This window comes from Streptomyces sp. NPDC051976 (assembly GCF_040680795.1).
Classification (GTDB): Bacteria; Actinomycetota; Actinomycetes; order Streptomycetales; family Streptomycetaceae; genus Actinacidiphila.
In genome coordinates this window covers 24,306-36,323 of sequence record NZ_JBFAXL010000074.1, presented here as the reverse complement: position 1 = coordinate 36,323, position 12,018 = coordinate 24,306, and the positions used below count along the sequence as shown (strand labels likewise).

Below are 12,018 nucleotides of genomic sequence, written 5' to 3'. Positions count from 1 at the left end.
GACCGCGGCCGCCCGGCGGGCGGGGGGCGGGGGCGCCCCCCAACCCCGCGCGCCGCCGCGCGGCGCCCGACGGTAGCCTCGCCTCTCATGACCTGGCTGCCTGACGACTTCGCCCACCCCGTCCATGTGCCCGTGCCCGGCACCGCGCTGCATCTGCGGCCGATCCGGGAGGCGGACACCGCGATCGACTACCCGGCCGTGATGGGCTCCCGGGAGCGCCTGTGGGAGATCTTCGGGCCCGCCTGGGGATGGCCCGCGGAGACGATGACCTTCGAGCAGGACCGCGTCGACCTGCTGCGGCACGAGAAGGAGATCGCCGCTCACCAGTCGTTCAACTACGCGCTGCTGGACGAGGAGGAGACAGCGCTCCTCGGCTGCGTCTACGTCGACCCGCCCGAGCGCACCGGCTCCGACGGAGAGATCTCCTGGTGGGTGGTGGACGCTCTCGCGGGCGGCGAGGTCGAGCGAGCGCTCGACGCGCTCGTGCCGCGGTGGATCGCCGCCGACTGGCCCTTCCGGCAGCCCCGCTACCTGGGCCGCGACATCAGCTGGCAGGACTGGCTCGCGCTGCCGCCCACCTCGTGACCGGACGTCTCATGTCGTGGGGAGCGGGCAGTCGGACAGTGAGCGGCCCGTGCGCCAGGGCGCGGGGCATCCGCCGCTCGGGACGACGGATGGGGAGCGCGCTGATGGGCGAAGGATCGATGAAGGCGGTGGGGTGGGCGCAGTCGTTCCCGATCTCGGGCGGCGTCAAGGCCGGCAGACAGTGGGCGCGGCAGCACCTGAACAAGCTCGCGTGGACGCAGGAGGCCCCGGAGACCGTGGACGACATCCTGCTCACGGTCTCCGAGCTGATCACCAACGCGCACGTGCACGCGCACAGCGGTGCACAGGTCACGCTGACCTGGGACAGCCGGTGTCTGCACGTCAGCGTCCATGACGCCGAGGGCGGTGAGCCCGAACCTCCTCCACCGGACGCCGACCGTACCTCCGGGCGGGGCCTGATGCTGATCGACGCGCTCGCCGACAGCTGGGAGACCCGTCAGCAGGTGGGCGGCAAGACGGTGACCGCCTGCTTCTTCCCCCCGGGCGGACCCGACCCGCACCGGCCCGAGTCCTGACGCCGCCCCGCGCACCGGCGGTTCGCCTACCCCGCGAGGGCCTCCACATCGCGGGAACATCCGTCGCCGAGCGCGGTCAACTCTAGGTGGTTTCTCGGCGGGACTCGGGTCCGGACAGGAGAGGGAGTACGCATGACGACAGGTGCCGAGGCGGACTTCGAACCGGCGGCCGTACTCGGCCGGATCGATGCCGCGACCGGGCAACTCCTGCGGACGGCGGCCCGGTTCACGGACGCCGACGTGCGGGCGGCGTCGCTGCTGCCGGGCTGGTCGCGGGGGCACGTGCTGACCCACCTGGCACGCAACGCCGACGGCGGACGTCATCTGCTCATCTGGGCCAGGACCGGGGTGGAGACGCCGGAGTACCCGAGCATGGCGGCCCGGGAGGAGGACATCGAGACCGGCTCCGGCCGCGGCGCCGCGGAGCTGCTGGCCGATCTGCGCGACAGCGCCGCCCGGTTCGCGGCGGAGTACCGCCGGATGACGCCCGAGGCGTGGCGGCGGACGGTGCGCTGGACGGGTGGACAGGAGCGCCCCGCGGCGCGGGCCGCCGATTCCCGGCTGACCGAGGTGGTGGTCCACCACACCGACCTGGACGCCGGGTACACGCCCGCGCAGTGGCCGCCGGACTTCGTCCACGGAATGCTCGGCCGGGTGGTCGCGGCATTCGGCGGACGCGCCGACGCCCCGGCGATGCGTCTGTACGCCACCGATACCCGCGACGCGTACGACATCGGCGCCGGGCAGCCGTCGGCGCCTGCGGTCCACGGGCCGCAAGGTTCCCTGCTGGCATGGCTGATGGGCCGCTCCCAGGGCGCCGACCTGGCGGTGCGGGGCGGCGGGGCACTGCCCGAACCGCCGTTCCTGTACTGACGACCCGTCACGGAACCACGACCCGCCGAACGGGGCCGCCCATTCGAGCGAGCCGATGGCCCAGGAGGGTTCGATCGGGCCCTGGCCTCCCCGAAATGCGGCGGAAGGCGACTTATGGTCGCACCGCGAATGGTTGCGGCGAAACCCCGCCCACCCGTCACATCGAGGAGGCCCGTTCGTGATCCCCTGGCGTGAACGACGTACCCGACGCGGACCGCACGAGCGGAAGGCCGCTTTCCTGGTCGCCGCCGCGACCGCGGCCGCCGTCATGGCCCTCGCCCCGTCGGCGGCGGCCCTCGATCAGTCGTCGACCAGCGTGCAGGCGTCGCCGTCGTCGGCGACGACCGGCCAACTGGTGACCCTGAACGCGACGGTGACGTGCAGTTCGGACCCGAGCGGCGGGCTCGGCGTGTCGTTCTTCGACGGCACGAACCTCCTCGCGACCGCGCCCGTGTCGACCACCGGACAGTCCACGCTGACCACCGGTTTCACCACCACGGGAACGCACACCATCACCGCCGCCTACAACGGCGACGACAGCTGCAGCGCGTCGAACGCCACCACCGACGTCACCGTCTCGGCGACTCCCCCGCCGCCCTCGAACACCCCCGGCTGCCTGCTGTGCGGCCTGCTCGACGTCCACTTCGGGGACGTCACGAACGTGACCAACATCAAGAGCCACAACACGACGACCATCAACAAGTGAGCCCGGCCGCGGGCCGGTAGACGGACGGAGAGGGCGCCGCGAGTCCGCGGCGCCCTCTCCGTTGACACATAGTCTGCGCGCAGATAATCTGTACGCATACGAACTACCGGGGACGAACGAACGAGCGGGAGACCACCATGTGGACGTACGAGCACAGCATCGAGACCGACGCCGCGCCCGAGGCGATCTGGGCCCTGTGGGCCGACGTGGAGAACTGGGGGGTGTGGAACGGCGACGTCGGCAGCATCCAGATCAACGGCCCGTTCGCCGCCGGCACCGACTTCGTCATGACCCCGGCCGGACAGGACCCGGTGCACCTGGTCATCGCCGAGGCCGTCCCCGGTGAGGGGTTCGTGGACGAGGCCCGGTTCGGCGGGCTCGTCCTGCGCACCTCCCACCGGGCCGACGCCGGCGAGCGGCTGCGCACCAAGGTGACGTACCGGATGGAGATCACCGGCGACGGCGCCGACGAGGTGGGCCCGGAGATCGGTCCCGGCATCACCGCCGACTGGCCCGAGACCATGGCCGCCCTGGTCAAGCTCGCCACCGACCGCGCATGACGCTCGGCCCCGGCGACAGCCCGGGATTCCTCCTCTGGCACACCACGCTGCGCTGGCAGCGCGACATCGCCGCGGCGCTGGGTCCCCTCGACCTCACCCACGTGCAGTTCGTGCTGCTCGCCTGCGCCTGGTGGCTCAACGGCCAGGGCCGGCGACCCAACCAGCTGGCCCTGGCCCGCCAAGCGGGCACCGACGTCAAGATGACCTCCCAGGTGCTGCGCACTCTGGAAGCCAAGGGGCTCATCGCCCGTGAGGTCGACCCCGACGACACCCGCGCGAAACGGCTGCGCGTCACCGAAGCAGGCGCCGAACTCGCCCCCCGCGCGATCGCCGCCGTCGAAAGCGTCGACGCCCGCTTCTTCCAGCCGGTGGCCCGGGACGACGCTCTGGCCCTGCTACGGGCTCTGGCGGGGCTGGAGAACTGACCGAGGGCTCATCAGGGGTGAGTCGGGCCCGTCGATGTCGAGCAGGACCACCTCGCGGACGTCCTCGTCGCGTGACGCGGGCTCGGCCATGCCGTGGCCTCTCCTTGGCTCAGCGGCCCACGGCCCGGGCGAGTTGCTGTTTGTTCATCTTGGAACGGCCGTCCACGCCCTTCTTCCTCGCCTCGGCGTAGAGCTGGTCGCGCGTCGGGCCCCCGGCACCGCTGCGCGAACGCTCACCGCCGCGCTGGGAGGCGGACTTGGGGTCCTGGGTAGAGGTGCGACTGGCACTCTTGGCCTCCCCCGAACGCGCCCGCTCCTTGTTCACCGTGCGGGCGGCGATCTCCTTCGCCCGAGCCGTCGACGCGCCGCGCTCCTCCTGGCTCTCCTTGATGTGCTCGTACTGGCGCTCCCGCTTGGGGCTGGAACCTCGCGGCATGGCATCTCACCTCTTCGTGGCTGGTTCCTGTGTGCTGATCTCGCCGATACCCGGCGCGTACCCCGCACCGCCGCGTTCACCACCCCCGCGCCGGGCGGTTGCCCGGCCCGGGTGCGGGCGCGGGAAACACCGGAACGGCCGAGGCGGGCCGGGTCCCGGCCGCGGTGCACTGGCCTGCGCCGTGGGAAGTGGGACGATCGAGACAGCGGACCCGTGGACGAAAGGTGCCGCACATGCCTGGCGCAGAGGGAGCACCGCGGCGCGACGCGGACCACTACCGGCGTGTACTCGCCGGCGTCCTCGACGCCGTGGACGCCGGTGTGTACGCCGTGGACGGCCAGCGGCTGATCGTCGCGGTCAACCCGCGAGCGGCGAGCATGCTGGCGCGGTCCCCCGAGGATCTTCTCGGGCAGGACGCCCACGACCTCCTGCACCGCGACAGCGAGAACGAGCCCGTACCGCAGGCCGACTGCCCGATGATCCACGCCATGGAGTCGGGGCGCACCGCCCCGGCGAGGTCCGGCTGGTTCGCGCGCGGAGACGGCACCGTGCTGCCCGTTTCCTGGCTGACCACGTCGTTCCGGCTGGACGAGGACACGGCCGGGGCGCTCGTGATCTTCCACGAGCGCGAGGGCCTGGAGTCCACGGCTCCCCGGGCGGCATCGGTCGACGCGCCCATGTCCGAGGTGGCGCGCCTGGCACTGCTGGCCGAGACCACCACCCGGCTGACCTCGACCCTCGACCGCGACGAGGCACTGCGGCGGCTGGCACACATCGTGGTGCCGCGGCTGGCCGACTGGATGATCGTCGATCTGATCGCGGACAACGACGAGGCGTGGCGTACCGCGGTCGTCCACCACGAGAGCGGCACGGTGGTCAGCCGGGACGACCTGTGCGGGCCCCTGCCGCCCGTGCCACCAGGGTCGCCGCTGCCGCTGTCCCGCGCCCTGCGCGGCGCCGCCTCCTCGGTGGCGACCCCGGAGACGTACGAGGGGAAGCTCGACTCCGGCATCGCGGTCGAACAGAACAGGCTGTTCAAGGCCACCGGCATGCACTCCGCCGTCGTGTCGCCCATCCGCGGGCCACGGGACGTCCTGGGCGCTCTCACCCTGGGCCGGGCCGAACGCGCGGCCCCCTTCGCCACCGGCGACCTGCCACTGCTGGAGGACATCACCCGGCGCACCGGTATGGCGCTGGAGAACGCCCGGCTCTTCCACCGCCAGCGCCGCGTCGCCGAGACCATGCAGCGCCATCTGCTGCCGCGACTGCCCCTGCTGCCGGGGCTGCAGACGACCGTCCGGTACTTCTCCGCCCCGGACGCCTCGCAGGTCGGCGGCGACTGGTACGACATGTTCCCGCTCCGCGACGGGTCGCTCGCGGTGGCCGTGGGCGATGTCGTGGGCCACGATCTCAACGCCGCCGCCGGAATGGCCCAGGTCCGCAACATGCTGCGGGCGCACGCCTGGTCCCAGGCCGAAGGACCGGCTGCGATCCTCAGCCGCCTGGACGACACCGTCACCCATGTCACCGACGTCTCGATGGCCACCGTCCTGTTCGGCCGGCTGGAACGCCAGACGGCGACCGACTGGCGGCTGTCCTGGAGCAACGCGGGCCACCCGCCGCCGCTGCTGATCGACTACGAGGGCCGCGCCCGCTACCTGCACAAGCCGCACGGCATACTCCTTGGCACCAGCAGCTCACCCGAACGGGTCGACGCCACCGTCACCCTGCCGCCGAAGTCCACCCTGGTGCTCTACACCGACGGCCTCGTGGAATCCCCCGGCCACTCCCTCGACGTCGGACTCGACCTGCTGCGGCAGCACGCCGCCGCACTCGTCCACCGCCCCCTGGAGGCTTTCTGCGACCAACTCCTCGCCCGCGTCCGTCCCCCCGGGAGCGAGGACGACATCGCCCTGCTGGCCCTGCGCGTCCCCGCGCACCCGGCGGACCGCCAGGAGACGGCACCTCGCGACATCCCGGCCGACACGTAGCCCTCCGGCACCTGTCGCCGCCGCGCGCGCTCCGCGAATCGGCCCGCATACCGCCAACTGCCCAGGGAAGCCGCCCTGATGGGGCCACCTTCGGTCGGCGGGCGGCCCCGGCCGCGTCGATCACGCGGCCGCGCCGATGCCGGCAGGAGGAGGATCGTACGATGTCCGACCGCGAGACCGTGCCCGATCCCGAACCGCGTTGGAACCGCCCCGGCACCAAGGAGTGGGGGGCGACGCCCGAGCCGGTCCAGCAGCCCGCGCCGACACCGCCCGGCTCGAAGTCCTGGGCGCTGGCCCTGCTCGGGCTGGTGATCGTGGCCGCGCTGGCTCTGCTGATCGTGGCCATCGCCAACGCCTGACCTCCTCCCACCGCGCGTACGTCTGGGCGTCCGTCGGCTTCTTCCAGGGCCGACGGGCGCCCAGACCGTCGCGGGTGCCCGCGCTCACCCGACCTCTGCCCCGCCACGCGCGCTGTGGCTCACGCGGCCGTGATCGGCGTGAGGAAGATCCACAGATGGCCGAACGGATCGCGCAGCATCGACTGCCGTGCCCCGTACGGCATGTCGGTCGGCGCGGTGAGCAACTCGGCGCCGCTGGTCACGGCAGTCGCGGTCAGCGTGTCCACGTCCGGGACGTATGGATCACCGTAGGGCGGCTGCCGCCGCCGCAGATCGGACCTCAGCCGCACGGCGGCTGAGACCTTCGGCCTAGCCAATCCGCGGCCGTCGTCCCCGCAAGGAAGTGGTCCCTAGGCGGCGGGGCGCAGCGGCCCGTCCGGACGGCACATGCGGCAGGGCTCGGCGTCGGGGCGGGCGAGGGCGGCGCGGGCCTGTTCCGTGGTGGCGGGGGCGGACATGTCACGGGCGGCGCGGCAGGTGCCGCGGTGGACGATGCGGGCCGGGCCGCCCTGGTCGGTGAAGTACACCGGCTCCTCGATCTTCCAGTCCGGGGTGACGCCACGGCGTTCGGTCGGCACCTGGTCGTAGGACTGGCCCTCGACGGGCGTGCACCGGGCGGCCGACGCGAGAAAGTCGACGGGGGACGGCTCGTCGTGCAGGCGCCCCCGGACGTCGGTGGCCATCGGCAGGTGGATCTGGAGCTGGTACCACCACGATCCGTCGGTCTCCCGCCGTCGGCGCAGCACCACGGCGTAGAGCTCCTGGCCGTCGTGGAGCCGCACCCGCACCAGCGGCCCGTCGGCCCGCGGAAGGCTCCCCTTCGGCACTGCGTTCTCCCTCACCCTTCCAGCATATTTCGCTCACGCGTTCGATTCCACTCGTACGGGCACCCTCTAAGCGGAAGGCATGACTCCCCCATGTGTGCCCACCGGACCAGCGGCGTCAGCCGAACCGTCGGCGCATGCGGAAGACCTCGGCGGGCAGGCGCGAGATGAGCACGGTTCGTACGGCGCCCGGCCGTGGACGTGTCGATCGCGGCCGGAGGTGACCGGCCTTCGGAGGTAGGGATGACGACGACCGCTGTGACCGGGCCCGCCGTCCGCTTCGCGGATGTGTGGACGCTGCCGGGCGTGTACGCCCCACAGGCCGACACGTATCTGCTCGCGCGGGCACTGCGGGACGAGGGCGTCACGGCGGGCACCGAAGTGCTGGACGTGGGCACCGGCAGTGGCGCCCTGGCGGTACTCGCCGCCCGGATGGGCGCCCGTGTCTCCGCCACGGACATCTCCCGGCGTGCGGTCGTGACGGCGCGGCTCAACGCCGTCCGCGCCGGGGAACGCATACGGGTCAGACGCGGCGACCTGTCGACGCCATGGCCGGGCCGGACCTTCGACGTGGTGGTGAGCAACCCTCCGTACGTCCCCGCCCGTACCGCCCGGCCTCCGCTGTGGGGCCGGGCCCGGGCCTGGGACGCCGGTCGGGACGGGCGGCATGTGGTGGACCGGATCTGCTCCCGGGCCCCTTCGCTGCTGCGGCCGCACGGAGTGCTGCTGATGGTGCACTCCGGGCTGTGCGGCGCCGGGACGACCGTGGCGCGGCTGTCCGAGGCGGGGCTCACCTGCTCGGTCACCGACCGCGCACGGGTGCCGTTCGGCCCCGTGCTCACCCAGCGGCGCAGGTGGCTGCACACCCGCGGCCTGATCGCCGCCGGCGAGGACGAGGAGGAACTGGTGGTCGTCCGTGCCGAACGCATCTGAGCGGCCGACACCGCGCCGGGTCGTCGTCGACCACGACGGGCCCGTACTGGTCGAAGGCCCCGTGGAGGTCGTCACCGACGACGGCACGGTGCACCGCTCCGACCGGTTCGTGGTCGCCCTGTGCACCTGCCGCCGCAGCCGCACCTACCCGTGGTGCGACACCAGCCACCGCGCCCACAGGAAGCCGCCCGCCGCCGGGCGTCCCCGGCCGGACAGCCAGCGGCAGGGATCCGACCCCGAGGACACTCATGACGGCGACCGCCACTGACCGCGCGACCACCGCTCCCGCTCTGCCCGCGCCCCGCGGCCCGCTGTCGGCCGGGGTGCTGGCCGCGCTCACCACACCCGGACGGGCCGCCCCGCCGCCCGCCGACGCCGCGGCGGCGGACCCGTACGGCGAGGACCTGCAACTGGCCCTCTACCTCCTCTACGAACTGCACTACCGGGGCTTCGCCGACGTCGCCGAGGACCGGGAGTGGGACCCCGCCCTGATGCCGCTGCGACAGGCGCTCGAACAGCGCTTCCTCGGCGCGCTGCGCGCCGACGTGCCCGGCGGCCGCACCGTGGACGACGCCTTCGGCGAGCTGCTCGTGGAGCCGACCGACCACAGCGGCAGCGTCGCCCACCACCTCGAACACCACGGCGAGGCATGGCAGTTGCGCGAGTACGCGGCCCTGCGCTCGCTCTACCACCTCAAGGAGGCCGACCCGCACGCCTGGGTGATCCCCCGGCTGCGGGGCCGGGCCAAGGCGGGAATGGTCGCCATCGAGTACGACGAGTTCGGTGCCGGGCGCGCCGAGAACATCCACGCGCAGCTGTTCGCCGACCTGATGACGGACCTCGGCCTGGAGACCGGCTACGGCCACTACCTGGAGGCCGCGCCCGCCTCCGCCCTCGCCACCGTCAACATGATGTCCCTGTTCGGCCTGCACCGCGCCCTGCGCGGGGCCCTGGTCGGGCACTTCGCCTGCGTCGAGGTCACTTCCTCCCCCGCCTCCCGCCGCCTCGCCGCGGCCATGCGCCGAGGCGGCGCCGGTCCGGCGGCCGCCCACTTCTACGACGAGCACGTGGAGGCCGACGCCGTCCACGAGCAGGTCGTACGCCGCGAGGTGATCGGCGGCCTCCTCGCCGACGAGCCCCACCTGGAGGCCGATGTGGCCTTCGGCGCGGACGCCACCGTGTTCCTCGACGACCGGCTGGCCGCTCACCTGCTCGGGGCATGGCGCGATGGTCACTCCGCCCTGAGGCAGCGGCGTCGCCAGGGGGAACGACCCACCGGCGCCCCCACAAAGGCCGCGGACGCCCATGTCGCCTGACCTGGGACACGCGTACGCTCACTGTCCGTAGCCGAGAGTCCGCGGTCGCCCGGTTTTTCACTCGGACGGCGACCAGCGCAGGCGGCCCCGCCCCCGGGGCGACAGAGTCGCCTCAAACCCACGGCTGCGAGGAGCTGCTTGCGATGCTGGAGCGTACACGGAGTAAGAACGCCATCGAGATCACGTTCGTCCTGCCCGCGGACCATCCGTGCGGTGACGTCAGCGTCGTCGGCGACTTCAACGACTGGCAGCCCGGCGCCCATCCGCTGGCGGTCCGCAAGGACGGCACCCGCGCGGTCACCGTCAGCATCCCCGCCGAGCGGCGTGTCCACTTCCGGTACCTCGCGCACGGTGACTACTGGTTCGACGAGGAGAGCGCGGACGGCCACGACGGCCAGAACAGCTACCTGCGCACCTGACGTAGCGGCTCAACCGAGTGGCCTCCCATCCCGGCCCGGGTGGGAGGCCACTTGGCGTGTCCCCCCTGGTTTCCCGGCTTGAGGCGCCCGAAGTCCCGCCGAATATCCCGCTCGCATAGAAACCTGACATATGCCGTTTTCACCACCCCGGGGTGGGCAGGCGAACTCGTGAACGCAGCAAGGCCGCGGTCGACGAGGAGATGGTCATGAACAGCGGAAAGACAGCCGTTGTACTGGTGGGCGGCTACCTGCTCGGGCGCTTCCACAAGGCGAAGTGGGCCATGGCCCTCGCCGGGGCGGCCGCCGGGCGGAAGATGCGCGCCAAGGGCGGCGAGGGCGTCAGCGGGATTCTGCAGTCCCCTGAGGTCAGCAAGCTCACCGACAACCTCCGGGGCCAGCTCCTCGGCGTCGGCAAGGCAGCCGCCATGGCTGCGGCCTCCCGACGGATGGACGCCCTGACCGGAAAGCTCGCGGATCGCACCGACGCCTTGCGCGCCGGTCCCGGCGACGAGGCGGAGGACGAAGACGAGGACGAGGACGACGAGGGCCGGGACCAGGACGACGAGCAGTCGGACGACGAGGAAGAAGAGGCCGACGAGGCCCCGCGCAAACCGAAGCGCGCGACGGCGAAGAGCGGATCGCGCACCACGAAGAGCGGGTCCCGCGCCACCAGGAGTGGTTCGGGTACGGCCAAGAGCGGGTCGGTCCCCGCCAAGAAGACCGCGTCCGGCACCGGCGGCACCGCACGGAAGACCGGCGCGCGGAGCACGAGTTCGGGTGAGCCGAAGAAGAAGGCCGCGAGCGGCGGGCGGACCCGTTCGCAGACAGCACGCAAGAGCACGGCTTCGAAGCAGGCCGGCGGACGGGCCAAGGGGCGATGACACGATGACCGGCAAGGCCAAGAGCGCCACCAGCAGCCTTACGAAGGAACTGCCCACCGACCGACTGGCCGAGCAGGCCCAGGACCTCCTGTCCGCGCTCGCCGAGCGCGCCGTCGGGAAGGTGTCGGACAAGCTGTCCGGCACCACCGACCGGCTCACCGACTACGCCGAGAACGGCGGGTCGAGCCTGACGGGCGCGCTGACCGGCGCCAAAAGTCTGGCGAGCGGCAAATCGGGGCTGCGCTCCATGCTCGACGCCGGGGTCGCCCAGGCCAAGGAGAAGGTGAAGGACGTCATGCCCGGCAACAACGGCGGAGGCGGCGGGGGTTCGGACAAGGGCAAGAAGATCAAGGTAACCAACATCGTGGAGAGCATCGAGGTCGGTGTCCCCGTCTCGGTGGCGTACAACCAGTGGACGGAGTTCGAGGACTATCCGACCTTCATGAAGAAGGTCGAGAACGTCAAGCAGGAGTCGGAGACCGAACTCCAGTGGAAAGCCCAGGTGTTCCTGTCCCACCGCACCTGGAAGTCGACCGTCATCGAGCAGGTGCCCGACGAGCGGATCGTCTGGGAGTCCACGGGTGACAAGGGGCGTGTCAACGGAACGGTCACCTTCCACGAGTTGACGCCGGACCTGACGAAGATCCTTCTGGTGCTGGCCTACTACCCCCAAGGCTTCTTCGAACGGACGGGCAACCTGTGGCGCGCCCAGGGCCGCCGGGCCCGCCTGGAACTCAAGCACTTCCAGCGGCATGTGATGACGGAGACGATCCTCGACCAGGACGAAGTGCGCGGTTGGCGCGGCGAGGTGGCCGACGGCGAAGTGGTGCGCAGTGACGAGGAAGTCCGCGAAGAAGAGGACCAGGAACAAGCCGACGCTTCCGGGGACGAGGAAGGCGACGAGGAAGCGTACGAGGAGGAGGACGCCGTCGATGAGGACGAGGACGCGGAACCCGCGGACGACGACGAGGAGTCCGATGACGACGAAGTAGCGGATCAGGACGAGGACGAATACGAGGACGCGGACGACGAAGCCGAAGCCGAGGACGAAGAGGACGAGGTGGAGGACGACAAGGGCCGCCGAGGTAGGACCCGGTCGAGGTCCGGCACCAAGACGCGTGCCCGCGGGAGGTGA

General features: G+C 72.0%; 17 protein-coding genes. 14 read left to right on the top strand and 3 right to left on the bottom strand.

What is annotated here, in order from left to right:
- The first annotated feature begins 87 nt into the window (after window positions 1–87).
- The 6 genes from AB0M29_RS40110 (at window position 88) to AB0M29_RS40085 (ending at window position 3,685) form a co-directional block, all read left to right on the top strand.
- The gene (locus AB0M29_RS40110; protein ID WP_365391754.1) at window positions 88–585 is read left to right on the top strand and encodes an N-acetyltransferase; all 498 of its coding nucleotides are present in this window, start codon (window positions 88–90) and stop codon (window positions 583–585) included.
- A gap of 104 nt (window positions 586–689) precedes the next feature.
- Entirely contained in the window at window positions 690–1,121 is a 432-nt protein-coding gene (locus AB0M29_RS40105; RefSeq protein WP_365391753.1) for an ATP-binding protein, read from the top strand.
- A gap of 132 nt (window positions 1,122–1,253) precedes the next feature.
- Window positions 1,254–1,994 carry a maleylpyruvate isomerase family mycothiol-dependent enzyme gene (locus AB0M29_RS40100; RefSeq protein ID WP_365391752.1) on the top strand — a complete coding sequence of 247 codons (741 nt, stop codon included), beginning with the start codon at window positions 1,254–1,256 and terminating at the stop codon, window positions 1,992–1,994.
- Window positions 1,995–2,172: 178 nt separating this feature from the next.
- On the top strand, window positions 2,173–2,700 hold the full coding sequence (locus AB0M29_RS40095; protein ID WP_365391751.1) for an Ig-like domain-containing protein: 528 nt from the start codon (window positions 2,173–2,175) through the stop codon (window positions 2,698–2,700).
- 137 nt (window positions 2,701–2,837) lie between these two features.
- Window positions 2,838–3,260 carry an SRPBCC family protein gene (locus tag AB0M29_RS40090; RefSeq protein ID WP_365391750.1) on the top strand — a complete coding sequence of 141 codons (423 nt, stop codon included), beginning with the start codon at window positions 2,838–2,840 and terminating at the stop codon, window positions 3,258–3,260.
- Complete coding sequence (locus AB0M29_RS40085; RefSeq protein WP_365391749.1) at window positions 3,257–3,685, top strand: MarR family transcriptional regulator; 429 nt, start codon at window positions 3,257–3,259, stop codon at window positions 3,683–3,685. Before AB0M29_RS40090 ends, AB0M29_RS40085 begins: the two co-directional genes overlap by 4 nt.
- Window positions 3,686–3,794: 109 nt before the next feature.
- Here the strand turns inward: AB0M29_RS40085 and AB0M29_RS40080 are convergent, their stop codons facing one another.
- Window positions 3,795–4,121: a plasmid stabilization protein gene (locus tag AB0M29_RS40080; protein WP_365391748.1), complete on the bottom strand. Its 327-nt coding sequence runs from the start codon at window positions 4,119–4,121 to the stop codon at window positions 3,795–3,797.
- Between the two features lie 233 nt (window positions 4,122–4,354).
- Between AB0M29_RS40080 and AB0M29_RS40075 the strand changes: the two genes are divergently transcribed.
- Window positions 4,355–6,112, top strand: a complete 1,758-nt coding sequence (locus tag AB0M29_RS40075; protein ID WP_365391747.1) for a SpoIIE family protein phosphatase — start codon at window positions 4,355–4,357, stop codon at window positions 6,110–6,112.
- Between the two features lie 161 nt (window positions 6,113–6,273).
- Window positions 6,274–6,471, top strand: a complete 198-nt coding sequence (locus tag AB0M29_RS40070; RefSeq protein WP_365391746.1) for a hypothetical protein — start codon at window positions 6,274–6,276, stop codon at window positions 6,469–6,471.
- Between the two features lie 119 nt (window positions 6,472–6,590).
- On the opposite strand, the gene AB0M29_RS40065 is transcribed toward AB0M29_RS40070, so the two are convergent.
- The gene (locus AB0M29_RS40065; protein ID WP_365391745.1) at window positions 6,591–6,800 is read right to left on the bottom strand and encodes a VOC family protein; all 210 of its coding nucleotides are present in this window, start codon (window positions 6,798–6,800) and stop codon (window positions 6,591–6,593) included.
- A 60-nt stretch (window positions 6,801–6,860) separates the two neighbouring features.
- Window positions 6,861–7,352: a DUF6233 domain-containing protein gene (locus AB0M29_RS40060; protein ID WP_365391744.1), complete on the bottom strand. Its 492-nt coding sequence runs from the start codon at window positions 7,350–7,352 to the stop codon at window positions 6,861–6,863.
- Window positions 7,353–7,577: 225 nt separating this feature from the next.
- On the opposite strand from AB0M29_RS40060, the gene AB0M29_RS40055 reads away from it, so the two are divergent.
- The 6 genes from AB0M29_RS40055 (at window position 7,578) to AB0M29_RS40030 (ending at window position 12,018) form a co-directional block, all read left to right on the top strand.
- Window positions 7,578–8,267, top strand: coding sequence for a HemK2/MTQ2 family protein methyltransferase (locus tag AB0M29_RS40055; RefSeq protein ID WP_365391743.1), 690 nt, complete (start codon window positions 7,578–7,580; stop codon window positions 8,265–8,267).
- Window positions 8,251–8,535: a CDGSH iron-sulfur domain-containing protein gene (locus AB0M29_RS40050; RefSeq protein ID WP_365391742.1), complete on the top strand. Its 285-nt coding sequence runs from the start codon at window positions 8,251–8,253 to the stop codon at window positions 8,533–8,535. Before AB0M29_RS40055 ends, AB0M29_RS40050 begins: the two co-directional genes overlap by 17 nt.
- Window positions 8,516–9,583, top strand: coding sequence for an iron-containing redox enzyme family protein (locus AB0M29_RS40045; RefSeq protein WP_365391741.1), 1,068 nt, complete (start codon window positions 8,516–8,518; stop codon window positions 9,581–9,583). Before AB0M29_RS40050 ends, AB0M29_RS40045 begins: the two co-directional genes overlap by 20 nt.
- Before the next feature lie 143 nt (window positions 9,584–9,726).
- A complete protein-coding gene (locus AB0M29_RS40040; protein ID WP_365391740.1) occupies window positions 9,727–10,002 on the top strand; it encodes an isoamylase early set domain-containing protein in 276 nt (91 codons plus the stop codon).
- 206 nt (window positions 10,003–10,208) lie between these two features.
- Window positions 10,209–10,883 carry a hypothetical protein gene (locus tag AB0M29_RS40035; protein WP_365391739.1) on the top strand — a complete coding sequence of 225 codons (675 nt, stop codon included), beginning with the start codon at window positions 10,209–10,211 and terminating at the stop codon, window positions 10,881–10,883.
- Window positions 10,884–10,887: 4 nt separating this feature from the next.
- Entirely contained in the window at window positions 10,888–12,018 is a 1,131-nt protein-coding gene (locus AB0M29_RS40030) for an SRPBCC family protein (protein ID WP_365391738.1), read from the top strand.

Coding starts and splice junctions, on each gene's coding strand:
- AB0M29_RS40105 (WP_365391753.1), top strand. CDS start 690: ATGGGCGAAGGATCGATGAAGGCGGTGGGGTGGGCGCAGTCGTTCCCG.
- AB0M29_RS40100 (WP_365391752.1), top strand. CDS start 1,254: ATGACGACAGGTGCCGAGGCGGACTTCGAACCGGCGGCCGTACTCGGC.
- AB0M29_RS40040 (WP_365391740.1), top strand. CDS start 9,727: ATGCTGGAGCGTACACGGAGTAAGAACGCCATCGAGATCACGTTCGTC.
- AB0M29_RS40030 (WP_365391738.1), top strand. CDS start 10,888: ATGACCGGCAAGGCCAAGAGCGCCACCAGCAGCCTTACGAAGGAACTG.
- AB0M29_RS40090 (WP_365391750.1), top strand. CDS start 2,838: ATGTGGACGTACGAGCACAGCATCGAGACCGACGCCGCGCCCGAGGCG.
- AB0M29_RS40070 (WP_365391746.1), top strand. CDS start 6,274: ATGTCCGACCGCGAGACCGTGCCCGATCCCGAACCGCGTTGGAACCGC.
- AB0M29_RS40045 (WP_365391741.1), top strand. CDS start 8,516: ATGACGGCGACCGCCACTGACCGCGCGACCACCGCTCCCGCTCTGCCC.
- AB0M29_RS40075 (WP_365391747.1), top strand. CDS start 4,355: ATGCCTGGCGCAGAGGGAGCACCGCGGCGCGACGCGGACCACTACCGG.
- AB0M29_RS40055 (WP_365391743.1), top strand. CDS start 7,578: ATGACGACGACCGCTGTGACCGGGCCCGCCGTCCGCTTCGCGGATGTG.
- AB0M29_RS40110 (WP_365391754.1), top strand. CDS start 88: ATGACCTGGCTGCCTGACGACTTCGCCCACCCCGTCCATGTGCCCGTG.
- AB0M29_RS40080 (WP_365391748.1), bottom strand. CDS start 4,121: ATGCCGCGAGGTTCCAGCCCCAAGCGGGAGCGCCAGTACGAGCACATC.
- AB0M29_RS40085 (WP_365391749.1), top strand. CDS start 3,257: ATGACGCTCGGCCCCGGCGACAGCCCGGGATTCCTCCTCTGGCACACC.
- AB0M29_RS40035 (WP_365391739.1), top strand. CDS start 10,209: ATGAACAGCGGAAAGACAGCCGTTGTACTGGTGGGCGGCTACCTGCTC.